The organism is Mycobacterium sp. 852002-51152_SCH6134967 (assembly GCF_001667105.1).
Classification (GTDB): Bacteria; Actinomycetota; Actinomycetes; order Mycobacteriales; family Mycobacteriaceae; genus Mycobacterium; species Mycobacterium neumannii_A.
On sequence record NZ_LZIK01000044.1, the window covers coordinates 44,587 to 66,484 of the forward strand.

The 21,898-nt window shown below is 66.5% G+C and carries 23 protein-coding genes and 1 pseudogene; 16 read left to right on the forward strand and 8 right to left on the reverse strand.

All coding sequences use genetic code 11. The features are described from left to right. Window positions 1-10: 10 nt before the first annotated feature. Together A5790_RS14415 and A5790_RS14420 are read left to right on the forward strand one after the other, a co-directional pair. A complete protein-coding gene (locus A5790_RS14415) occupies window positions 11-763 on the forward strand; it encodes an SDR family NAD(P)-dependent oxidoreductase (protein WP_066845312.1) in 753 nt (250 codons plus the stop codon). A gap of 18 nt (window positions 764-781) precedes the next feature. Next, entirely contained in the window at window positions 782-1,228 is a 447-nt protein-coding gene (locus A5790_RS14420) for a VOC family protein (protein ID WP_066845313.1), read from the forward strand. Here A5790_RS14420 and A5790_RS14425 read toward each other — a convergent pair. From A5790_RS14425 to A5790_RS14435, 3 genes and pseudogenes are all read right to left on the reverse strand, one after another. After that, window positions 1,180-2,124 (reverse strand): annotated as a pseudogene (locus tag A5790_RS14425) (LLM class F420-dependent oxidoreductase); the annotation flags it as partial. The gene A5790_RS14420 and the pseudogene A5790_RS14425 sit on opposite strands and share 49 nt — an antisense overlap. Window positions 2,125-2,155: 31 nt before the next feature. Next, the gene (locus tag A5790_RS14430; protein ID WP_066845314.1) at window positions 2,156-2,899 is read right to left on the reverse strand and encodes a hypothetical protein; all 744 of its coding nucleotides are present in this window, start codon (window positions 2,897-2,899) and stop codon (window positions 2,156-2,158) included. 11 nt (window positions 2,900-2,910) lie between these two features. Further along, window positions 2,911-3,825: an NAD(P)-dependent oxidoreductase gene (locus tag A5790_RS14435; RefSeq protein WP_066845315.1), complete on the reverse strand. Its 915-nt coding sequence runs from the start codon at window positions 3,823-3,825 to the stop codon at window positions 2,911-2,913. A 56-nt stretch (window positions 3,826-3,881) separates the two neighbouring features. Between A5790_RS14435 and A5790_RS14440 the strand changes: the two genes are divergently transcribed. Continuing rightward, complete coding sequence (locus A5790_RS14440) at window positions 3,882-5,057, forward strand: acyl-CoA dehydrogenase family protein (protein ID WP_066845324.1); 1,176 nt, start codon at window positions 3,882-3,884, stop codon at window positions 5,055-5,057. Between the two features lie 24 nt (window positions 5,058-5,081). On the opposite strand, the gene A5790_RS14445 is transcribed toward A5790_RS14440, so the two are convergent. From A5790_RS14445 to A5790_RS14455, 3 genes are read right to left on the reverse strand one after another with little or no spacing between them, the layout of a single operon-like run. Continuing rightward, window positions 5,082-6,773 carry a nitric oxide reductase activation protein NorD gene (locus tag A5790_RS14445; protein WP_066845327.1) on the reverse strand — a complete coding sequence of 564 codons (1,692 nt, stop codon included), beginning with the start codon at window positions 6,771-6,773 and terminating at the stop codon, window positions 5,082-5,084. After that, on the reverse strand, window positions 6,770-7,567 hold the full coding sequence (locus tag A5790_RS14450) for a CbbQ/NirQ/NorQ/GpvN family protein (protein ID WP_066845453.1): 798 nt from the start codon (window positions 7,565-7,567) through the stop codon (window positions 6,770-6,772). The genes A5790_RS14445 and A5790_RS14450 overlap by 4 nt, the downstream gene beginning before the upstream one ends. 25 nt (window positions 7,568-7,592) lie before the next feature. Beyond that, window positions 7,593-8,753 carry a spirocyclase AveC family protein gene (locus A5790_RS14455; RefSeq protein WP_066845450.1) on the reverse strand — a complete coding sequence of 387 codons (1,161 nt, stop codon included), beginning with the start codon at window positions 8,751-8,753 and terminating at the stop codon, window positions 7,593-7,595. 103 nt (window positions 8,754-8,856) lie between these two features. Between A5790_RS14455 and A5790_RS14460 the strand changes: the two genes are divergently transcribed. Then, complete coding sequence (locus A5790_RS14460; protein WP_066845330.1) at window positions 8,857-9,459, forward strand: TetR/AcrR family transcriptional regulator; 603 nt, start codon at window positions 8,857-8,859, stop codon at window positions 9,457-9,459. Between the two features lie 25 nt (window positions 9,460-9,484). On the opposite strand, the gene A5790_RS14465 is transcribed toward A5790_RS14460, so the two are convergent. Beyond that, the gene (locus A5790_RS14465) at window positions 9,485-10,930 is read right to left on the reverse strand and encodes an aldehyde dehydrogenase (protein ID WP_066845333.1); all 1,446 of its coding nucleotides are present in this window, start codon (window positions 10,928-10,930) and stop codon (window positions 9,485-9,487) included. 195 nt (window positions 10,931-11,125) lie between these two features. Between A5790_RS14465 and A5790_RS14470 the strand changes: the two genes are divergently transcribed. From A5790_RS14470 to A5790_RS14485, 4 genes are read left to right on the forward strand one after another with little or no spacing between them, the layout of a single operon-like run. Then, window positions 11,126-12,391 carry an aromatic ring-hydroxylating dioxygenase subunit alpha gene (locus A5790_RS14470; protein WP_066845336.1) on the forward strand — a complete coding sequence of 422 codons (1,266 nt, stop codon included), beginning with the start codon at window positions 11,126-11,128 and terminating at the stop codon, window positions 12,389-12,391. A gap of 1 nt (window position 12,392) precedes the next feature. Further along, a complete protein-coding gene (locus A5790_RS14475; protein WP_066845339.1) occupies window positions 12,393-12,731 on the forward strand; it encodes a hypothetical protein in 339 nt (112 codons plus the stop codon). Then, the gene (locus A5790_RS14480; RefSeq protein ID WP_066845344.1) at window positions 12,728-13,978 is read left to right on the forward strand and encodes an amidohydrolase family protein; all 1,251 of its coding nucleotides are present in this window, start codon (window positions 12,728-12,730) and stop codon (window positions 13,976-13,978) included. The genes A5790_RS14475 and A5790_RS14480 overlap by 4 nt, the downstream gene beginning before the upstream one ends. A 35-nt stretch (window positions 13,979-14,013) precedes the next feature. After that, window positions 14,014-14,466 (forward strand): MarR family winged helix-turn-helix transcriptional regulator, encoded by a 453-nt coding sequence (locus A5790_RS14485; protein WP_066845347.1) that lies wholly within the window; start codon window positions 14,014-14,016, stop codon window positions 14,464-14,466. 5 nt (window positions 14,467-14,471) lie between these two features. Here the strand turns inward: A5790_RS14485 and A5790_RS14490 are convergent, their stop codons facing one another. Continuing rightward, window positions 14,472-15,542: a dihydrodipicolinate reductase gene (locus A5790_RS14490; RefSeq protein WP_066845349.1), complete on the reverse strand. Its 1,071-nt coding sequence runs from the start codon at window positions 15,540-15,542 to the stop codon at window positions 14,472-14,474. 80 nt (window positions 15,543-15,622) lie between these two features. Between A5790_RS14490 and A5790_RS14495 the strand changes: the two genes are divergently transcribed. The 8 genes from A5790_RS14495 (at window position 15,623) to A5790_RS14530 (ending at window position 21,867) form a co-directional block, all read left to right on the forward strand. Next, window positions 15,623-16,636, forward strand: coding sequence for a ferredoxin--NADP reductase (locus tag A5790_RS14495; protein ID WP_066845456.1), 1,014 nt, complete (start codon window positions 15,623-15,625; stop codon window positions 16,634-16,636). A gap of 30 nt (window positions 16,637-16,666) precedes the next feature. Beyond that, complete coding sequence (locus A5790_RS14500; RefSeq protein WP_066845353.1) at window positions 16,667-17,410, forward strand: SDR family NAD(P)-dependent oxidoreductase; 744 nt, start codon at window positions 16,667-16,669, stop codon at window positions 17,408-17,410. Between the two features lie 45 nt (window positions 17,411-17,455). Then, entirely contained in the window at window positions 17,456-18,727 is a 1,272-nt protein-coding gene (locus tag A5790_RS14505; RefSeq protein WP_064417420.1) for an aromatic ring-hydroxylating dioxygenase subunit alpha, read from the forward strand. Between the two features lie 2 nt (window positions 18,728-18,729). After that, window positions 18,730-19,059: a hypothetical protein gene (locus tag A5790_RS14510; protein ID WP_066845356.1), complete on the forward strand. Its 330-nt coding sequence runs from the start codon at window positions 18,730-18,732 to the stop codon at window positions 19,057-19,059. Window positions 19,060-19,072: 13 nt separating this feature from the next. Then, complete coding sequence (locus A5790_RS14515; RefSeq protein WP_064397085.1) at window positions 19,073-19,918, forward strand: TauD/TfdA family dioxygenase; 846 nt, start codon at window positions 19,073-19,075, stop codon at window positions 19,916-19,918. Window positions 19,919-20,056: 138 nt separating this feature from the next. Continuing rightward, window positions 20,057-21,346 carry a cytochrome P450 gene (locus A5790_RS14520; protein WP_066845358.1) on the forward strand — a complete coding sequence of 430 codons (1,290 nt, stop codon included), beginning with the start codon at window positions 20,057-20,059 and terminating at the stop codon, window positions 21,344-21,346. Then, entirely contained in the window at window positions 21,343-21,534 is a 192-nt protein-coding gene (locus tag A5790_RS14525) for a ferredoxin (RefSeq protein WP_064350274.1), read from the forward strand. Before A5790_RS14520 ends, A5790_RS14525 begins: the two co-directional genes overlap by 4 nt. 45 nt (window positions 21,535-21,579) lie before the next feature. Continuing rightward, a complete protein-coding gene (locus A5790_RS14530) occupies window positions 21,580-21,867 on the forward strand; it encodes a DUF1330 domain-containing protein (protein ID WP_066845360.1) in 288 nt (95 codons plus the stop codon). Window positions 21,868-21,898: the final 31 nt, after the last annotated feature.

The window sequence follows — 21,898 nt, forward strand, 5'->3', positions numbered from 1 at the left end:
CTATCTAGTGATGGTCGCGACACTGGACGGCAGGCGCATCTTGGTGACCGGCGGCGCCACGGGCATCGGCGCGGCCGCGGTGCGCGTGCTGACCGAGGCTGGCGCACGCGTAGTGGCCACCCGCCACACCACGGCGCCACCCGACGTGCCCGGCGTGTCCTGGGTGCACTGCGACGTGCGTGACGCCGAAGCGGTCGACCGGACCGTGCAGGCCGTCGCCGACGAGATGGGTGGACTCGACGTACTGCTCAACGCGGCCGGACTGTGGCAACCGGGCATCCCCGGTCAGATCACCACCGACGATATCGAGATCCTCTTCGACACCAACGTCAAGGCCACGATCCTGACCAATCAGTCGGCGTATGCGGTGATGCGGGAGAACGGCGGCGGGCGCATCATCAACTTCGGATCCGCCGAGGCGGTGATGGGCAGTCCGCTCTCGGCGGTATATGCGGCGACGAAGGGGGCGGTGGCCGCGTGGACACGCTCGGCGGCCAGGGCATGGGCCGCCGAGAAGGTATCGGTGATCGCGCTGGCGCCCGCGGTACAGACACCGGGCGCCGACCGGCTGCGCGAATTCCTCGGACCGGCAGCCGAGTTCATGGATGAGCAGCTGAAGACCTCGATCCCGCTCGGCGGAGCGCTTGGTGACCCCGTTCGTGATCTCGGCCCCGCGCTGGTGTTCTTCTGCAGCGAGGGGTCACATTTCATGACAGGACAACTCGTCGCCGTCGACGGCGGCCTGAACATGCTGGGGTCGTAGACCCACGAAAGGCGAGACATGCCCAACCTGCACCACGTCGTCATGCGCAGCCATTCCGCGCACACCTTCACCGCGTTCCTGACCGAGGTGATGGGGATGGCGGTGCAGTTTCGGATGCACGTCCCCGGTGAGGTGCTGCAGAAGACGCTTGGATGGCCGGCGTCGGACGGTGCGGAGGTCACCATGCTCGGCACCGGCGACACGGGGCTCATCGAGGTGCTCGACGTTCCCGAGCACCTTCGTGAACTCGTGCCCGAGGGGTTGGCAGCACTGTCGTTCATGGCACCCGACTTCGCCGAAACACGCGCGAAGGCCGGCGCTTTCGTTGACAACGTCACGATGCTGGACACCGGTGTGCCTGGCGTGGACCTGTTCTTCTGCACGATGGGCGGGGTGCCTATCGAGTTCATGGGAAGCTATGTCCCCGAGGCGAACTCCGAAGCCAGCGACGCGACGAACTCCTGAGTGCGCCTGCGCGACGCCTGGCGCTGGGCGGCATCCCGTCCGAGCGGAACCACGCGCGCTGCCAGATCGGTGACGCCGGCGTCGCGGTAGCGGCGCAGCCGGGCCTCAACGGTCGCCTCGTCGCCCGCCGCCATGGTGTCGCCGACGTCCTCTGCGTCACCCTGTTCGAGCAGGCGTACGTAGTTGGGGGAGAAGTCGGCGTGCCCCAGCACCTCGCTCGCGTACGCCCGGGCATCGTCGACTTCACCGTCGGCGCACAGCGCGACGGGGACACCGGCCACGATGCGGACACCTTCTCGGCCCGCCTCTTTCGCCGCTGCGGTGATGCGCGGCGCCACGTAGTCGCCGATCGCGCGTTCGTCGGCCATCCACAGGATGGTTCCACCGGTGCGTTCGCCGGCGATCCGGAGCATCGTCGGGCCGAGCGCCGCCACCAACACCGGCACGGTGAAGGCATCGGTGACGTCGACGGGGCTGTGTATGTGGTAGGTGTCGTTGTCGACGGCGATCGCGCCAGGTCCGCTGAACGCGGCGTCGAGCACCTCGAGGTAGTCGCGCACCAGCCGCGCGGGTTTGTCGTACGGCAGGCCGAGCTGGTCGGCGATGATCCAGTGGTGCGAGGGACCGATCCCCAGCGTGAACCGTCCCTCGCAGGCGATCTGAGTGGTCAGTGCCTGTTGGGCCATGATGAGCGGATGGCGGGTCTGGATCGGCACCACGGCGGTTCCGATCTCGATGCGGTCGGTAGCGTTTCCGAGTAACGCCACGGCCGTCATCGCGTCGAGATAACCGGGCACCTGCGGCATCCAGAAGGTCGCGAAACCCTGCTTCTCGGCGGCTCTTCCGTCGTCGATCAGTCCACTGAGCCGATCGCTGCGTGGGCGCTCCTTGTCGGACCATCAATCCGATGCGCATTCATACCTCCGGTCACGGCACATAGCGGTCCCATTCGTAGGGGACGACGGTGTGAAACGGTGCGGCGAAAAGCGGTTCGACGCCATCGCCGTCCCATCGGACCTGCAGCACCGGTCGGAGCCGCTCCGCGACCGCCACGGGGTCGTCGTCGAGGAAGCAGTACGTAATCGTCTGCCCGGCAGGGGCACTGGCCAGACGGCCCTCGACGGGCAGCGACGTCGCCGCCCACGCGCCCGCCACCCCGTCGACGTCCACCAGTTCGTCCGGAGAAGCTGCGCCTCGTTCCAGCAGTAGATACACGCCTCGACTCGGCCACCACGGCAGCACGTCGGCGCCGGCCTTGATCCGTGGCGCTGCGGCGCGCCGCCGGACGTCGTACACACCGCGTTCGACGGGCGGCAGCAGCGGCAGTTTGCGGCCCGCATCACCGAGCGCCTTGGACAGCGCGAGGAATGGTTCCATGCCCTCGACCCCGGTGAAGAAGTACGTCATCACGTGATCGATCTCGTCGTAGGGAGTTTCACCGGTTTCGCGTGCGGCGCGGCACTGCGGGGTGGACACCAGGCGCAGGGATGCGCGCACCGCCGGCATTCGGTGCTGTTCGGGCCGATGGTCCAGGGTGTGCCAGCGCAGATAGTCCGCGTCCGCGCCGTCGGGATGGCGTCGCGCCATCGAGACGAACACGGTGGTGATATCCCCGTCTCCGTTGGCGAGCACCTCGGGAACCTCGTCCGACGGTCTGCCCGGCAGTTGCATCGACGTCTCCTCTACACCGAATCCGGCTGTGGCAGCGGGATTTCGGGGTGGCGGGCCTCGATCATCCGGCGGAAACCGTCGCGCCAGCCGACCGTCGTGCGCCCCAGCACCTCGTGCATGCGGTTGACGTCGGGCCACAACGGCGTGTGGGCCTCGGACGTGTACTCGAAAATCGGATCGACGCCGACCAGTTCTCCCATGTACGCGCAGTACTCCTCGACGCTGACCGTCTCGCTGCCGGCCCAGTTGACCACGACCGGTGGCGTGTCGGCTGCCTCCATCGCCCTGATCCCCAGCGCGACGTAGTCGTCCTCGTAGATCGGGTTGTAGTTGTTCGGCCGGTCCGGGTGCAGCCTTATCGGTCGCCGAGCCAGCATCGCGTCGAGACGGTCGGCGGGGGCGCCGCCTTCGGGCCCGTAGGTGGAACAGATCCTGATGATGGTCAACGGAATCTCGTACTGTCGGGCGACCCACGTGCAGACCGCCTCGGCGGCGACCTTGGAGAAGCTGTAGTTCGCCCGCAACGGCACCCCGGGCGGATCGGATTCGATCAGCGGCCGCTGACCCTGGTACGCGTAGATCGAGCCGGTCGAACACAGTACGAAGCCTTTCGCGGCGCGGTACCGGTGCAGCAGGTCGCCCGAACGCTGAGCGTTCGTCTCCAGGCAGCGCGTCCAGTCCTCGGCTCCGGGATCGACCGCGGCGTGGAAGACATAGGTGAAATCCTCGGGCAGCGCGGAGAAGTCGCCGTCGCCGATGTCGAGGGCGACCGGAATGACACCGGCGGCGCTCAGCCTGTCGCGGCCGGCCGGCTCGCGCAGCCGGGCTGCACCCCACACCTCGTTGTTGCGTGCCAGCTTCCGCGCCAAGGGGAACGCGATCTTGCCGGTGGCGCCGGTGATCAGGATCTTCTCGCCGTCGAGCATTCCTTAAGTCTTAGCGCACCGCGCGTCAAATGTTAAGTACTTGATATGTTGGCGGGATGCAGCTCACCTTCGATGCCGAGGTGGAGGCGTTCCGCGCGGAGTTCGTCGCCTTCCTCGACGAGCATCTGCCACCGCAGGCCGAGGCGGCGGAGCGGTCCCGATCGACGGCCCATGTGCCGCAGTGGGCACGCCGTTGGCAGCGGCTGCTGTTCGATCACGGATGGTTGCTGCCGGGAAACCCGCCGCAGTTCGGTGGCCGCAACGCGGGCGTGCTCGAACAGTTCGTCCACCGCGAGGAGCTGGCGCGACGTCGGATCTACCACGCGTTCAATCCGCAGGGCGTCGGGATCATCGCCGCGTCGCTGCTGTCCTTCGGCACCGAGGAGCAGAAGCAGCGGTGGGCGGTGCCGATTCTGCGTGCCGAGATGACCGCATCGCTGGGCATGAGCGAACCCGGGGCCGGTTCGGACCTGGCGGGCCTGGCGACACGAGCGGTGCGCGACGGTGAGAATTTCGTCGTCGACGGGCAGAAGGTCTGGACTTCGGGCGCACACGACGCCGATGTCATCCTCGCGTTCGTGCGCACCGACCCGGATGCGCCCAAGCACAAGGGGATCAGCGCGCTGTTGATCCCCACCGACCTACCCGGAGTCGAGCGCAGGCCGTTCGCTTCGGTGTACAGCCGTGAGGACCTGGACTTCAACGAGGTGTTCTTCTCCGGCGTTCGGGTGCCCGCCGAGAATCTCGTCGGTCCTCTGCATGAGGGTTGGCGTGTGGCCAACGGATCGCTGGGCCACGAACGCACCATGATGTGGATGGCGTTCGCCAATCGGCTGGATCAACTACTGCAGGACTTCCGCCCGGCGGGAGCGGTGAACCAGGACCGCTACGCGACCATTGCGATGGACTATCAGGCGCTGCGCCTGCTCGGATCCGTCGCACTGGGGCAGGCGGCGCGGGGTGAACGCGACATCCCCGGCGTCTCGGTGTTGAAACTGTTCGGATCGGAGGCCGAGCAGAAGGCGCTCGGGTATGCGCTCGACGCCGCCGGCGCAGAAGGCTTACGCAGTCCGGGGCTCACCGCGCCGTACAACCCCTACAGCCCAGGCCTTTTCACCGCCGACTGGTTCACCCGTTACATCAGCACCTATGCCGGGACCATTTCGGGCGGGGCGTCGGAAATCCAGCGCAACATCATCGCGCAGCGGGTGCTGGGGTTGCCTGCCCGCTGACGTCTCCCGGAAGAAAACCGGCGCTCAGCGCGGTGCGGGGGCCGCCAGCTCCCGCAGTGACGCCATGAACAACTCGTCCATCCGCGGGCTGAGCTCCGCCAACGAGGCGGCACCGGCATGGCCGACGGAACCGAAGACGCGGTCCAGCGCATCGGCACTCGCTGAGGAACCGATCGAAAGGCACAGGCATGCAACGCCGTCGGCGCGCAGTTCCTCGAGGGCCTTGTGCGCGTCGGCCTCCGCATAGCGGCCTTCGTAACCGTCGTCGTAGGGGTGTCCGTCGGACAAGACGAGCAACAGCTTGTTGGGGGTGCCCGCCTCTTCCTTGAGGATCTCGGCCGCGCCGCGGATCGCCGCGCCGAGGCGGGTGTAGCTCGACGGTTGCAGTTGGTTGAGACGAGCGCGTCCGACCGCCCCGAAGCGCTGATCGAACTTCTTGATCGCCGGAAGGTGGACCGCATGGCGGCCCCGGGACCGGAACGCGTAGACCGCGACCCGATCGCCGAGGTCCTCGAGCGTGGCCGCCAGTGTGGCGGCCGCTCGCCGCTGGTGCTCGTGTACGGCCAGGCCGTCCGGGTCGGCGTCGGTCACCGAACCGGACGCGTCGAGCAGGATCAGCACCCCGAGGTTCCTGGCGACCTTGCGGTGCTCGGTGAAGATGTGCTCAGGCGGGGAGAATCCGGAACGCAGGTCGACGGACAGGTCGACGAGGGCTTCGATGTCGAGTTCGTCGCCGTCGGGTCGGCGCCGCAACACCCTGGGGCCCAACCCGATCCGGGAAAGCCTGCGGCGCAGGGCGTCGTCGCGGGCGACGGCGGCAGCGGTGACGTCGGCGGGCGTGGTCAGGGGGTAGTCGATCACCCGGCACCAGTCCGGCCGGTACCGGCGGCGGAAGACGTCCCACTCGGGATGCAGCGCTCCGCCCACCCCGACGGCGGCACCTGGGCGTTCGTCGTCGGTGAAGTGGATCCGGTGGGGCAGCGGCCTGGCGTGCGGGCCGCCCGCGCGGACCCGCCGCACGGCTTCGGCCTGCGGATCCCCGCCGGCACTGTTGCCGGACGATCCCGATGTGCCGAGCAGTTTGCGCAGGAAATCCCCGACCGTTTTCGAGTTGAACAGCGGGTTGTCGAACATCTTGAGGATCTTGCTTTCCTCAGACGGTCCCTCGTCGTCGTCATCGTTTCCGTCGTCCACCGGTATGGCGGCCGGATCGGGTGTGAACCGCAGGTCGGCGTCGGAGGCACGGGCGCCCGGTTCGGCGGCCGTGCTCAGCAGTGCCGACGGTTTGAGGAGGCCGAACCAGTCGGGCGCTTCGCTGACTCGTGTTCGGCTACGCGCGATTTCGAGGGACTCGGCGGCCGATGTGGAGCCATGCGGATCCTCGGGTTCCAGGGCCGCGGCCAGCGGCAGCCGCCGGGCCAGGTCGACGAGCACCCGGCGTCCCTCGACCGCCAGGTAGCGACGCGCGAGGGCCGGACGCGTACGCAACGGACGGATCAACGGCTCCTGCAGGCTGCCCGCCCCGATGAGCGCGCTGTGCAACAGCACTTCCCGCCGAATCTGCTCGTCCGAACCGCTGCCGGTGACGAAGATGGCCGTGCCGTTGGTGTGGGCGGGTTGGCCCTCCGGCGCAGCCGCGACGTCGATCGACCGACCGGCGACGAACGTCGCCAGAAACCGGAACCGATCGAGTTCGGCTGCGCCCGAGGCACTCACGGGCTCGGTAGCAGCGCATCGACGAGTTCACCGAGCGCGCGCACGACGTCTCTGTCGTCGGACAGCGCCTCCACGATCGCGGCCTGCACGGCGCGCCGCAGACCGAGCCCCTCGGCAGCCAGGCCGCCGGCCAGGATGAGCATCCGCGTCGAGGACGCCTCGCGTAGCGGTGAGCCGTCGATGCCGCGGATCGCGTTGCCGATCGCCACCAGGGTCCGTGCCGTGTCGGCGTCGATTCCGGCCTCGTGCGCGACGATCTCGGTTTCCACCTCGGGCGGAGGGAAGTCGAGTTCGATCGCGATGAATCGTTGGCGCGTCGACTCCTTGATGTTCTTCAGCACGCTCTGGTAGCCGGGGTTGTACGAGATCACCAGTTGAAACCCGGGCGCCGCGGACAGGGTGGTACCGAGCCGGTCGACGGGCAGTTCGCGGCGGTGGTCGGCCAGTGGGTGGATCACGACGGTGGTGTCCTGGCGTGCCTCGACGATCTCGTCGAGGTAGCAGATCGCCCCTGTCCGAACGGCTCTGGTCAACGGTCCGTCGACCCAGACCGTCTCGCCGCCCTTGAGCAGGAACCGGCCCACCAGATCGGCCGACGTCATGTCCTCGTGGCCGGCGACGGTGATCAACTCGCGGCCCAGTTCGTGCGCCATCGCCTCGACGAACCGAGTCTTACCGCATCCGGTGGGACCCTTGAGCAGCACCGGCGAACCTCGCCGCGCCGCGGCACGAAACACCTCGACCTCATCGCCGATGGGCCGGTAAAACGGTGCCCGCGACCGGTTTTCGAGCATCGGAGCGTGGTTGTTTGCCGACACCTCATTCGCTCCGCTCGTGCGGTATGACGGCGGGCATCTCCACGCCCTCCGGCAGCACGAATTCGCCGTCGGTGTTGATGTAACCCGAGTGTCTGGTCGGGATCGGCAGCGACGGGTCGGGGCACGGCCGGTCGGTACCTTCGCCGCACAAACCTGAGGTGAAGTAGGAACGCTTCTGCACATCCTCGGGCCACGGGTCGGCATGGGTCGCCATGAATTGCGCGGGGATGATGTAGAAGACGAAGAACGATGCGCTGATGGCGGCAAAGATCGCGAGGAAACGCACGAACTGCTGTTTGGCGAATCCGCCCCGGACGTTGTCCAGGCCGCGCTCGACGACCGTGCGGCCGCGGTCGTCGGTGAAGAACCGCAGGCAGCACAGCGCGGCCTGCACGCCGCCCCACATCAGGCCCTCGTAGATCGGCCACTGGTAATAGGTGCCCGCGTTGATCGACAGCGCCTGGATGGCACCGGGGAACGTGTACATCCCCAGCGGCATCAGGACCAGGCCCTCCATGACGAAGTCGAACACGAAACCCCACGCAAAGGCGACGCCGATCAGACCCTTGGTGCCGAGATTCGGCCACCGCTGCTGGGCCTTTCGCATGACCCAGCAGCCCAGGATCGTGCACAGCAGCACGCCGTATGCATATCCGGAGACGTTGATGCCCAACGGTTCTGCCACCTGGGCGCCCGGCCTCTCGGGTGAGAGCCATCCCGGAACGTGCGGAGCCCACGACCCCATGTTGAACGCCCACGCGTTGTAGGTGCACCACGTGTTGATGTAGTTCAGCAGCGGGTCCTGGAAGAAGAACAGGCCCGTGGACACCATGATCATGCCGTCCAACGTGATGCGACGTTCGCGTCGCCAGGGCCGGATGATGAACCACCAGATGGCGACCGGGAAGAGCACCGGTGAACCGATCTGCCACATCATCAGTGCGACCTTCATGAAGGTCGGCGGCTCCGTCGGACCGGGATCGACCGGCGTGAAGTACGGGCCGGTGATCCACCGGATCCAGACGTAGATCTGGAGGACCAGGATCACGCCGCCCAGGGTCGCCCAGATCTTGACCCGGTTCGACGGCCGTGGCGACGCCTCTTCGAGTCGTCCCACTGTGCTGAGCGACTCAGCGGATGGCTTGTTCGACAGTTCGCTCACGACGCCTCCTCGATCGCGCCTCGTCATCGCGATCTCGAGAAATATACCGGTCGGTATCTGGAGAACTCAATGGGATCTTAGATTCTTGTGGCAGAATTCCGGCATGGCGGAGCGGTGGACCCGGGAGCGGCGGCTCGAGCACACCCGGTCCCTGCTGCTGGACGCGGCCGAGAACGTGTTCGCCGAAAAGGGTTTCACGGCAGCCACTGTCGACGACATCGCCTTTGAGGCCGGTTATACGAAGGGCGCCATATACAAGCACTTCGCCACCAAAGAAGAGCTGTTCTTGGCCGTCAGCGACCGCTACTGGCGGCGCTACTTCAACAACTTCGCCGAGGTGATGTCGTCGTCGAAACAGGTGGGAGCCCGCGAGCGCGACGACATCGCGCAACGGTGGCGTCAGCTGAGCCAGGACCGCGGTGCCGAGCATGCTGCCCTCGGCCACGAGTTCACGTTGTACCTGCTGCGCAATCCGGATGCGCGAGAACGCGTGGTCGGCAAGCGCGCGGAGGTGGTCGAGGCGTTGGCGAAATTCATCGTCGACGGCATCGATCGGCTCGGCGCAACCCTGGTGATCCCGCCGTTGACGTTCGCCCAGGTGCTGATCGCCACCAGCGACGCCATCGTGCTCGGCAGTGAACTCGACGACGTCGACCTGTACCGGCCGATCATCGACATGTACGTCTCGGCGATCAAATTCCCATGACGTGAGCCGCCGAACGGACCGAAACCTAGGCTGTGGCAATCGATATGGATTTGGTGTCGGTGTACCCGTCGATGCCCTCGCGTCCGAGTTCGCGGCCGTATCCGCTGTCCTTGACGCCGCCGAACGGGGCGAACGGATCCATCGTGTAACCCTGGTTGACGCCGAACGTCCCGGTGCGGATGCGCTCGGCGACGGCGACTCCGCGCTCGGTGTCGGTCGTCCACACCGATCCGGCCAAGCCGTAGTCGGAGTCGTTGGCCACCGCCACCGCATCGTCCTCGTCGGCATAGGCGATGACGGTCAGGACGGGCCCGAAGATCTCTTCGCGTGCGATGGTCATGTCGTTGTCGGCGTCGGCGAACAGCGTCGGCTTCACATACCAGCCACGGTCGAGCCCGTCGGGCATGTCGGCGCCCCCGACGACGAGGCGCGCGCCTTCTGACCGGCCGGTCTGGATATAGCCCCGCACGCGCTCCTGCTGACGTTGTGCGACGAGCGGTCCGACCTGTGTGGCCGGATCCGTCGGATCCCCCACGATGAGCGTCGTCATCTCGGCGGCCAGGGCATCGGTGAACTCAGCCGAACGTGCCGCAGGCACCAGAATCCTGGTGAGCGCGTTGCAGATCTGACCGCTGTTGGACAGGCTTGCCGAGCGGACGCCTGCGGCGACGGCCGCGGGATCGGCATCGGAGAGCACGACGGCCGCCGACTTGCCGCCGAGTTCGAGGCTGACGCGGCGCAGATCGACGGCGCACGCGGCGGCCACCGCCTTGCCCGCCGCGGTCGACCCGGTGAACGAGACCTTGTCCACCCCGCGGTGTTTCACGAGGTACTCGCCCGCGGACCGGTCACCCGGCAGCACGCTGACCACGCCGTCGGGCAGCCCGGCCTCGGCGATCATGTCGGCGAGCAGCAGTGCGTCCAGCGGTGATTCGGCCGCAGGCTTGAGCACGACCGTGCAGCCGGCGAGCAGCGCGGGGATCAGCTTGGTGACGATCAGGAACTGCGGCATGTTCCACGGCACGATGGCGGCGACGACACCCACCGGCTCGCGGCGGATACGGATATCGGTTCCATACATCCCCGGGCGGGATTCCTCCCACGGGTACGTGTCGGCCATATCGCAGAACGCCGACATCATCATCGTGGGCAGTCCTACCTGCGCGCGCTGGGCGAAGCTGATGGGCGCCCCGATCTCGGCGGTGATGGTCTCGGCCATCTCGCCGCGCCGTTCGCCGTACCGCTCGGCCAGCCGGCGCACGGCGGCGATGCGTTCGGCGGGGGTCAGGCGCGGCCACGGACCGGAGTCGAACGCGGAGCGTGCGGCGGCGACGGCCCTGTCGATGTCCGCGGGCCCGGCGGCGGCGACACGCGCGACGGGTTCCTCGGTGTGAGGGGAGACGACCTCGATGTGGTCTCCGGCGCTCGCTGGCGACCATTGGCCGCCGATGAACAACTCGTCCGATCGCATTGTCTGCTCACCCTTCCGCGCCGATGTCTGCACCACGGTTGTGGTCCGAATGGGAGCCCGACCGCGGTGCGGAAATCGGTGACGCTGCCCGGCCCCGGCCGGTCTGTATCAACTACTTGCGATTGTGACATGGAGCATATACCGTCGGCGCTGCAGCTCCCGGCACGGTCCAGGCCGGGCGGACAGGAGTAGGCAATGGCTCGCTTTCCCAAACCGCCAGAAGGAAGTTGGACGGAGCACTATCCCGAACTGGGAACCGATCCGGTCTCCTACGAGGACTCCATCAGCCCGGAGTTCTACGAGAAGGAACGCCACGCGATCTTCAAGCGCGCGTGGCTGAATGTCGGTCGGACCGAACAGGTTCCGCGCAAAGGCAGCTACTTCACCAAGGAGTTGAAGGTCGCAGGCACGTCGATCATCGTGGTGCGGACCACCTCCGGTGAGGTCAAGGCGTATCACAACATCTGTCGGCACCGCGGCAACAAACTGGTGTGGAACGACATGCCGCTCGAAGAGACCAGCGGGGTGTGCAGGCAGTTCACCTGCAAGTACCACGCCTGGCGCTACGACCTCGACGGCAACCTCACCTTCGTGCAGCAGGAGGGGGAGTTCTTCAACCTCGACAAGAGCCGCTACGGGCTGGTGCCGGTGCACTGTGAGGTCTGGGAGGGGTTCATCTTCGTCAACTTCGCCAAGGAACCCGAACAGTCGCTGCGCGAGTTCCTCGGTCCTATGATCACCGACCTGGAGGGCTATCCGTTCGACAAGATGACGTCGCGGTTCCACTACCGGTCCGAGGTCAAGGCGAACTGGAAGCTCTACATGGACGCCTTCCAGGAGTTCTACCACGCACCGGTACTGCACGCGAACCAGTCGCCGACCGCCTACTCGAAGGCCGCCGCCGAGGCCGGCTTCGAGGCGCCGCACTACCGCATCGAGGGCCCGCACCGACTGGTCAGCACCTCGGGTGTGCGCGCCTGGGAGATGGCCGACGAGATGCGCAAGCCGATCGAGGACATCTGCCAGAGTGGATTGTTCGGGCCATGGGACAAACCGGATCTGGGGGAGATGCCCGCCGGCCTGAACCCGGCGAAATGCGATCCGTGGGGCCTTGATTCGTTCCAGTTGTTCCCGAACTTCGTGATCTTGTTCTGGGGGCAGGGTTGGTACCTGACCTACCACTACTGGCCGACGTCGTACAACACACACCTGTTCGAGGGCACCGTCTATTTCCCGCAGCCGCGCACTCCCCGGGAGCGCATCGCGCAGGAACTGGCCGCGGTGTCGTTCAAGGAATACGGGTTGCAGGACGCCAACACGCTGGAGGCCACCCAGTCGATGATCGAGTCGCGGGTGCTCGACGACTTCCTGCTCTGCGATCAGGAGGTGCTGATCCGCCACCTGCACAAGGAGACCGCGGCGTGGGTGGAGAACTACGAACGCAAGACGGCGGGTGTGTGAGATGACGACCGCGACGGCCAAGTTGCCACCCGAATTCGCCGACCTGGAACAGTTTTCGGACTGGTGCCTGGGGTCGGAGGCCGAACGCTATGCCAAGCGGCTGTCCTCGACGATGACCGAGATGCAGGCCTTCTACGACGCCATTACCGCGCGCGCCGAAGAGGCCATCGCCTACTGCGACAAGTTCTCCCTGGACGATCTGCCCGAGGACGTGCTCAACCTGATGCACCTGCTGTACTCGATGATTCAGGTGTCCTTCCCGGTCGAGTGCTGGAAGCAGCCGAAGGTGCCCGATTCGGGTGCCACGACGCTCGACTGCGTTTCCGAACCGGTTCCGTGACGGATCGAATCGTCCTGCGCGCTGCGCGCTGGGGCGACGTCGAGGCCGGTGAGGTGCGCTCGCCGGCCGTGGTGGTCGTCGAAGGAAACCGCATAGTCGCGGTCAATCCACCGGAAACACAGGACGATCCGGTGACCGAGATCGACCTCGGAGATGTCACGCTGTTGCCGGGCCTGATGGACATGGAGCTCAACCTCCTCATCGGAGGGCCCGGCGGGCCGGAGGGCTTGCCCAGCCCGATGCACGGTGTGCAGGACGATCCCGTCTATCGCACGCTGCGCGGGGCGGTCAACGCGCGCAAGACGCTGGAGGCCGGCTTCACCAGCGTGCGCAACCTCGGCCTCATGGTCAAGACGGGCGGCTACCTGCTCGACGTCGCGTTGCAGCGGGCGATAGACCAGGGGTGGCACGTCGGCCCACGGATCTACCCCGCCGGGCATGCGGTCACCCCGTACGGCGGCCATCTCGATCCGACGGTGTTCCAGCGGCTGGCTCCGGGGATCATGCCGTTGTCGGTGGCCGAGGGCATCGCCAACGGCGTCGACGACGTGCGCGCGTGCGTGCGCTACCAGGTCCGCCACGGCGCCAAGCTGATCAAGGTGTCGGCCTCCGGCGGGGTGATGTCGCACAGCACCGCTCCTGGCGCGCAGCAGTACTCCGACGCGGAACTCGCCGCCATCGCCGACGAGGCACACCGTGCCGGCGTCCGCGTCGCCGCACATGCGATAGGGGACAGCGCGATCCGTGCGTGCATCAAGGCAGGCATCGATTGCATCGAGCACGGATTCCTCGCCAGCGACGACACGATCCAACTGATGGCCGACACCGGAACCTTCCTCGTCTCGACCACCTACTTGACCCAGGCGATGGCCATCGACCGCATCGCGCCCGAGCTGCGCAAGAAGGCCGAGGAGGTGTTCCCCCGGGCACAGGCCATGCTGCCCAAGGCGATTGCGGCCGGTGTGCGCATCGCCTGCGGCACCGATGCCCCGGCGATCCCGCACGGACAGAACGCCAAAGAACTGTGTGCGCTCGTCGAACGGGGCATGACGCCGATGCAGGCGATCCGCGCCGCCACCGTGACCAGCGCCGAGCTGATCGAGGCCGACGACGAGCTGGGCCGCTTGGCGCCCGGCTACCTCGCCGACATCATCGCGGTGCCCGGGGATCTGACCGACATCGCCGCCACCCTCGATGTGTGCTTCGTGATGAAGGACGGTCACGTCTACAAGCACGAAGAGGGGTGACGGCAGTGGCTGGGGAAACAGACGCAGAACTGGGCATGGAACTCGGTGACAACACCCTGTGGCATCTGAAGCAGGCTTGGTACTTCGCGCTGACCGCCGTCAACGACGCGGTCGGCCAGCACGGCGTCAGCACCGCCCAGATCGGTGTGCTGCGTCAACTGGCCAATGAGCCGGGCCTGTCCGGAGCCGAACTCGCGCGTCGCCTGCTGATCACCCCGCAGGGGGTGCAACTGGCGGTCAAGTCTCTTGAGCAGCGGGGGCTGGTCGAACGTAAACCCGATCCCCAACACGCGCGAATCCTGAAGGCGTACCTGACCTCTGAGGGACGCAAGGTCGCAGGCGCGGTCGTCAGCGATGCCATCGCCGCCCACGAAGCCGTCTTCGGCGTCCTCACCGAAGAAGAGCAGCAGACGCTGCGTGACCTGCTGGCCCGGGTGGTCGTGAAGGGTACCGGGCACACGATGGCCGATGACCACATCGGCGACTGATCGACTCAGCCGTTGCCGAAACCGATGTGGCTGCGAATCAACGGAAGATCCGCCATCGTCGCGAATCCAGCGGGCGCCGCGACGATCGCCGGCACCGCGTTGAGCACCTGCATCGCCGTCGCCACATTCGCCGACCGCACGTGCTCGGGCATGCCCGCATCGCGGCTGAAGCTGGCGAGCGAGAAGAAGTGGGTGCGCATCGAGGGATCACCCTCGATGGTCAGCGTCCAGCCGTGTTGTGGCTTCGGCCAATGCGTGGGGTACTCGTTGCCGACCGTCCACAGCGTCTCGATCTCGACCAACGTCTCACCGTCGCGTCGGCCCGACCAGGTCCACCGTTGGCCCGCCGTCGTTCCCGCGGCCAGCACGCGGTCGAAGATCTGATGGTCGGACGTGGCCGCGACGGCGTCGACCGAGGCGGTCACCTCGTCGATGCCCGCGTTGAGCGCATCGGCGATGAGCCAGACCTGCTCGCTGAAGATCGCGCTGTTGAACGCGAGGAAGTCGGTGCCCGCGGGGCTGATGGTCTCGACGGGTTCTCCGAAGCACATGTTGTCGAAGGTGATCGCCGTGCTGTCGTAGACCGACCAGTCGGCGCGCTCCTGCAGGGTGACCCTGTCGATGGTGCGGCTCATCCCCGACAACGCCAACGGCAGCACGCCGGACAGGTTACCCGGATTCAGGCCGCTTCCGTGCACGGTGCTGTTGCCGGTCTTGCACGCGTCGAGCAACCGATCGCGGTCCGCAGGCCGGGTGCGACGCGGGTGGAACAGGAATGCCGTCGTGGCCACGTTCTTGCCGCTGGCCAGGATCGCGCACACCTCGTCGACATCGGTGTTGCGGGGCGTGTACAGCACGCAGTCGGCGTCGAGGGCGAGTATCTGGTCCACGTCGGTGGTGGCGGCGACGCCGATCGATTCGCGGCCGGCCAGCGTGCCGACGTCGACACCGTCCTTAGCCGCGGAATACACACGCGCCCCGACCAGATCGAACGCCGACCGGTTGTCCAGCACCGCGGTGATCATCTCGACGCCCACGGCGCCGGTGCCCCATGCGATGACACGATGCCGTTGCATCCGGTCACGCTACGTCACCCGCACACGAGGCCGCATCAAGTGCTTGAGATCAATCGCAAGTACTTGATACTGTGGTGACGATGTCCGACGACGAGTTCGCCCCACTGCGCATCAAACGTGTGGTGCACGAAACCAGCGACGCCGTGTCGCTGGTTCTCGATGTTCCGGCGGACTGCTCCGATCGCTTCGTCTACAAGGCGGGTCAGTTCCTGACGCTGCAGGTCAGGGTGGACGGAGACGACCACCGGCGCTGCTACTCGATGTCGTCGTGCCCGCATAACGGCAACGACCTGCAGATCACCGTCAAGCGCGACCCGGGTGGGCTGGTCTCGAACTGGCTCAACGACACCGCGCAGGTCGGCGTCGAGATCCACGCTTCGCCACCCGACGGTCGATTCCTGCTCGGCGACACCGAGCGCGACATCGTCGCATTCGCCGGCGGCAGCGGTATCACCCCGATCTTTTCGCTGATCGGTTCGGCGTTGGTGAGCACCCGCAGGCGCGTCAGGCTGTTCTACGCCAACAGAAGCCGCGATTCGGTGATCTTCGGCGAGCCACTCACAGCGCTGGCCGCCGCCAACACCGAGCGCCTGTCGGTGACCAACCACTTCGACGACGAAGCCGGCGTCGTGCAGGCCGCGGCGGTCGAGGCATTCGCATCGGCGAGCGGTGACGTCGACTACTACATCTGCGGTCCTGGGCCGTTCATGGACACCGTGGAGAACACGGTGTTGGGCATGGGCGTGCCGCGCGAGCGGCTTCACCTCGAACGGTTCACGGTGGCACCGGTTTCCGACGAGGTCACCGCCACCTCGGAGCAGACCGAGGAGGTGGTCATCGAACTCGATCGCAAGACCATCACCGCGCCCTACCGGTCGGGTAACACGCTGCTGCAGACCGCGCGCATGGCGGGGTTGCGTGCGCCCTCGTCATGTGAGACGGGTTCATGCGGAACGTGTATGGCGCGGATCGTGTCCGGAAGCGCCCGCATGCTGAACAACGATGCGCTCGATGACGACGAAGTGGCCGAAGGTTGGGTGCTGACATGCCAGTCGCTGCCGACGAGCCGAACGGTCCACATGATCTATGAGTAGAAGACGAGGTCGACTGATGGGACGGACGCGATGACCCGGGTCGCGGTGGTGACCGGGGGCGCCTCGGGCATGGGGGAGGCGACGTGCCACGAGCTCGGCCGTCGTGGGCACAAGGTGGCCGTACTCGACGTCAACGGTGAAGCGGCCCAACGGGTCGCCGAGAAACTGCGGGCGGACGGCGTGACGGCTCTGGGGGTGGCCGCCGACGTGAGCGATCGTTCGGCGGTCGAGGAGGCCTTCGCGAAAGTGCGGAGCGAGCTGGGGCCGGTGCACATCCTGGTCACCAGCGCCGGTGCCGTGGACTGGGCGCCTTTCACCGACATCACGCCCCAGGCGTGGCAGCGGCTCATCGACGTCAACCTCACCGGAACGTTCCACTGCTGTCAGGTGGCCGTGCCCGACATGCTCGACGCGGGCTGGGGTCGCATCGTGATGATCTCGTCGTCCAGTGCGCAGCGCGGCTCTCCCCGGATGGCGCACTATGCCGCGTCCAAGGGCGCACTGCTCTCGCTGACCAAATCGCTTGCGCGCGAGTACGGCCCGGCCGGGATCACGGTCAACAACATCCCGCCGTCGGCCATCGAGACACCGATGCAGCATGCCGGTCAGCAGTCCGGACACCTGCCGTCGAACGAGCAGATGGCCGCGACGGTCCCGCTCGGCCACCTCGGCACCGGCGACGACATCGCCGCGGCCGTGGGCTTCCTGTGCTCTGAGGAGGCCGGTTTCATCACCGGTCAGATTCTCGGCGTCAACGGCGGGTCGGTGCTGTGATGGCCGCCCCGCTTTCCGCATACCAAACACGACACGGAGGTTTCCATGGCTAAGTGGCCCAAGCCGGCCGAGGGCAGCTGGACTGAGCATTATCCGCAGCTGGGGACCGGACCGATCTCGTTCCGCGACTCGATCTCGCCGGAGTTCTACGAGCTCGAACGCGAAGCGGTCTTCAAACGCGCCTGGCTCAACGTCGCGCGTGTCGAGGAGCTGCCGCGCGTCGGAAGCTACCTGACCAAGGAGATCGACGCCGCCAAGACGTCGGTGATCGTGGTACGGGGCAAGGATCAGCAGATCCGCGCCTTCTACAACATATGCCGTCACCGCGGAAACAAGTTGGTGTGGAACGACTTTCCCCACGAAGAGGTCAAGGGCACCTGTCGACAGTTCACCTGCAAGTATCACGGGTGGCGCTATGACCTCAAGGGCGATCTGACCTTCGTGCAGCAGGAGGGCGAGTTCTTCGGCCTGGACCACCAGCGGCACGGGTTGAAGCCGGTGCAGTGCGATGTCTGGAACGGGTTCATCTTCATCAACTTCGATCCCGAACCGCGGTGGACGCTGCGCGAGTTCCTCGGCCCGATGATCACCGCGCTCGACGACTATCCGTTCGAATTGATGACCGAGCGTTACGAATTCGAGGCGCGCAACAACAGCAACTGGAAGATCTTCGCCGACGCGTTCCAGGAGTACTACCACGTGCCCTCGCTGCACTCGCAGCAGGTGCCCAGCGCGGTGCGCCAGCCGAACGCGACGTTCGAATGCGGTCATTTCCAGATCGACGGACCACACCGCCTGGTGTCGACGGCGGGCACCCGGCGCTGGCTGCTCGACCCGGAGTACATGTATCCGGTCGAACGGGTCACGCGCTCTGGGCTTGTCGGGCCGTGGCGCACCCCCGAGACGCATCAGTCGGCCGGGCTGAACCCCGGTGGCATCGAACCCTGGGGTATCACCAACTTCCAGATCTTCCCGAATCTGGAGATTCTCATCTATCACGGCTGGTATCTGCTGTACCGGTACTGGCCGACGTCGCATAACACCCATAAGTTCGAGGCGTACAACGCATTCCATCCCGCCCGCACCGTGCGCGAGCGCATCGAACACGAGGTCGCTTCGGTGGTGCTCAAAGAGTTCGCGCTGCAGGACGCCGGAATGCTCGGCGGCACCCAGGCGGCGCTGGAGTACGGCCTGGGGGAGCCGATCGTCGACGACTATCCGCTCAGCGATCAGGAGATCCTGGTGCGCCACCTGCACCACGAGGCCGTCAAGTGGGTCGAGGAGTACAAGGCCGAACGCTCACCGGTGGGGGTGTGACCATGACGCGTCTGCCCAGTGCGTTCGCGGAGTTCGAATCGTTCGCCGAGACGTGGTGCCTGCCAACTGAAGCCGAGAGGTGGGCCACCCGGATGGCCACCCCGATGTCGCAGATCCGGGAGTTCTACGACGCGTTCACGCCGCGCTTCGAGGAAGCGATCGACTACTGCGACAAGTTCCCGCTCGACGACCTGCCCGAAGACGTGCTGAACCTGCTGCATCTCATCTACTCGATGATCATGGTGTCGATGGCCGTCGAGGTGTTCGGTACCCAGAAACCCGCCGACTCCGCCGACGCGGTGATGAACCGCGTCAGCGCGCCGGTGCCATGACGAAGGAGACACCATGAGCCTGCTCACCATCAACAAGCTGACCGCATCGGTCGGCGCGGAGGTGACCGACGTCGACTCCGACGCGCTGGCCCACGACGACGCGCTGGGCGCCACGATTCTGGATGCGTTGGAGGACAACGGTGTACTGGTGTTCCCCGGGCTCGGGCTGACGCCGGAGGCTCAGGTGGCGTTCTGCCGGCGCCTCGGCGAGATCGACCACTCGTCGGACGGCCACCATCCGGTCGCCGGCATCTACCCCGTGACGCTCGACAAGTCGAAGAACGCCTCGGCGGACTATCTGCGGGCCACGTTCGACTGGCACATCGACGGATGCACGCCCACCAACGACGAGTGCCCGCAGAAGGCCACCGTGCTCTCCGCCAAGCAGGTCGCCGAGACCGGCGGCGAGACCGAGTTCGCGAACTCGTACGCCGCCTACGAGGCGTTCACCGACGAAGAGAAGGAGCGTTTCGGGGCGTTGCGGGTGGTGCATTCCCTCGAGGCCTCCCAACGCCGGGTCACGCCGGACCCGTCGCCCGAGCTGGTGGCCAAGTGGCGGTCGCGACCCACCCATGAGCACCCGTTGGTGTGGACTCACCGCAGCGGCCGCAAGTCGCTGGTGCTGGGCGCGTCGGCGGATTACGTCGTCGGCATGGACGTCGACGAGGGTCGGGCGCTTCTCGCCGAACTCCTCGACCGCGCCACACAGCCACAGCTGGTGTACAGCCACCGCTGGTCCGTCGGCGACACGGTGATCTGGGACAACAACGGGGTCCTGCACCGCGCCGCGCCGTACGACCCGAACTCACCCCGCGAGATGCTGCGCACCACGGTGCTGGGTGACGAGCCCATCCAGTGAATGGCGTCGGGGCATAGCCGCTGGGCGCCCCGGACTCGCACGCCCACGCGTTGACGCAGGGCGTGCCGCTATGGAAATCTGATACCCAGATATGAGAATCACGTTCTCGTACGTTGAGATCGTCGAAATGGAGGGCGCATGACCGAGGACCTCACCACGGTCGACTTCTTCCGGGACGGGCGCCTGACGGATGACCCGTACCCGTTCTACGAGGCGCTGCGCAACAAGTGCCCGGTCGCCCGTGAGGACCACTACGGCGTGACGATGGTGACCGGCTGGCAAGAGGCCGTGGACGTCTACAACGACGCCGAGACGTTCTCGTCGTGCATCTCCGTGACCGGTCCGTTCCCGGGCTTTCCCGTTCCGCTCGAAGGGGACGACGTCACCGACCTGATCGTCGAACACCGCGACGAGATCCCGTTCAGCGACCAGCTGCCCACGCTCGACCCGCCGACGCACACCAACCACCGCGCCCTGCTGATGCGGCTGATCACGCCGAAGCGCCTCAAGGAGAACGAGGACGCAATGTGGCAGCTCGCCGACGACATCCTCGACGATTTCCTCGCATCCGGCGAGGGCGAATTCATCAGCGGTTTCGCCGCTCCGTTCACCCTGCGGGTGATCGCCGATCTGCTCGGGGTGCCCGACGAGGACCGGCCCGAGTTGCTCGAGCGGTTGGCCCGCGGCACGCACGGCGGCGGGCTGGGCAACGCCGACAAGACCCTGACGAAGACACCGCTGGAGTACCTCTACGAGGTGTTCGCCGAGTACATCGAAGACCGTCGTCGCGAACCGCGCGACGACGTGCTGACGGGTTTGGCGACCGCGACGTTCCCCGACGGCACGGTGCCGGAGGTGGCCGACGTGGTCCGCGTCGCCACCAACGTGTTCTCCGCCGGCCAGGAGACGACGGTGCGGCTGCTCTCGACCGCGCTGAAGGTGCTCGGCGACCGGCCCGACATTCAGCGCAAGCTGCGCGACGATCGCAGCCTGCTGCCGAACTTCATCGAGGAGTGCCTGCGCATCGAGAGTCCGGTCAAGGGTGACTTCCGGTTGTCGCGGGTGCCGACGACGGTGGGCGACCAGGCCCTCGGCGCCGGATGCACCGTAATGGTGATCAACGGTGCGGCCAACCGCGATCCGCGCCGCTTCGAGGATCCGGACAGCTTCGATCCGGAGCGCAAGAACGCCCGCCAGCACCTGGCGTTCGGCCGCGGCATCCACAGCTGTCCGGGCGCGCCGCTGGCCCGGGCCGAGACCCGGGTCGGGCTCGAGCGACTGTTGGACCGCACCACCGACATTCGGATCAGCGAAGCCCATCACGGACCCGCGGGGGAGCGTCGCTACAACTACATCCCGACCTACATCCTGCGTGGGCTGACCGAACTTCATCTGGAGTTCGACGTGGTCTCGGGTGATGCCGAATGAAGGTCACCGTCGACGAGGATCGCTGCGCAGGACACGGCATGTGCCTGACGCTGTGTCCCGAGGTGTTCGAGCTCAACGACGACGGTTGGGCGGTGGCGAATCCGGAGGAGGTTCCCGCCGAGCTGGAATCCGCGGCGCGCGACGCGATCGCAAACTGCCCGGAACGCGCAATCCGCGAGATCGACTGACAAGCACGTCGGCGCGGTGCCGGCATCCAACACGAAGGAGCTCGAATGGCGAAGGCGTACATCCTCATTACCGAGGACGTCAAGGATCCGGACGGTATGGCGGAGTACGGCAAGGTGGCCAGCCAGACGATGGCGAGCGCGACGCTGCTGGCGTTCGATCAGAAGGCCGAGGTGATCGAGGGCAGCTGGCACGGCACGCAGACCGTGCTGCTCGAGTTCGAGTCCGAGGAGGCGGCCAAGGCGTGGTACTACTCCGACGAGTACCAAGCCGCCGCGAAGCTGCGTCAGGCCGCCGCCGACTGCAACGGCGTCATCCTGCACGGGCTGGGCTGATATCGCTGTCGCCCAAACCGACGTTTCGGCG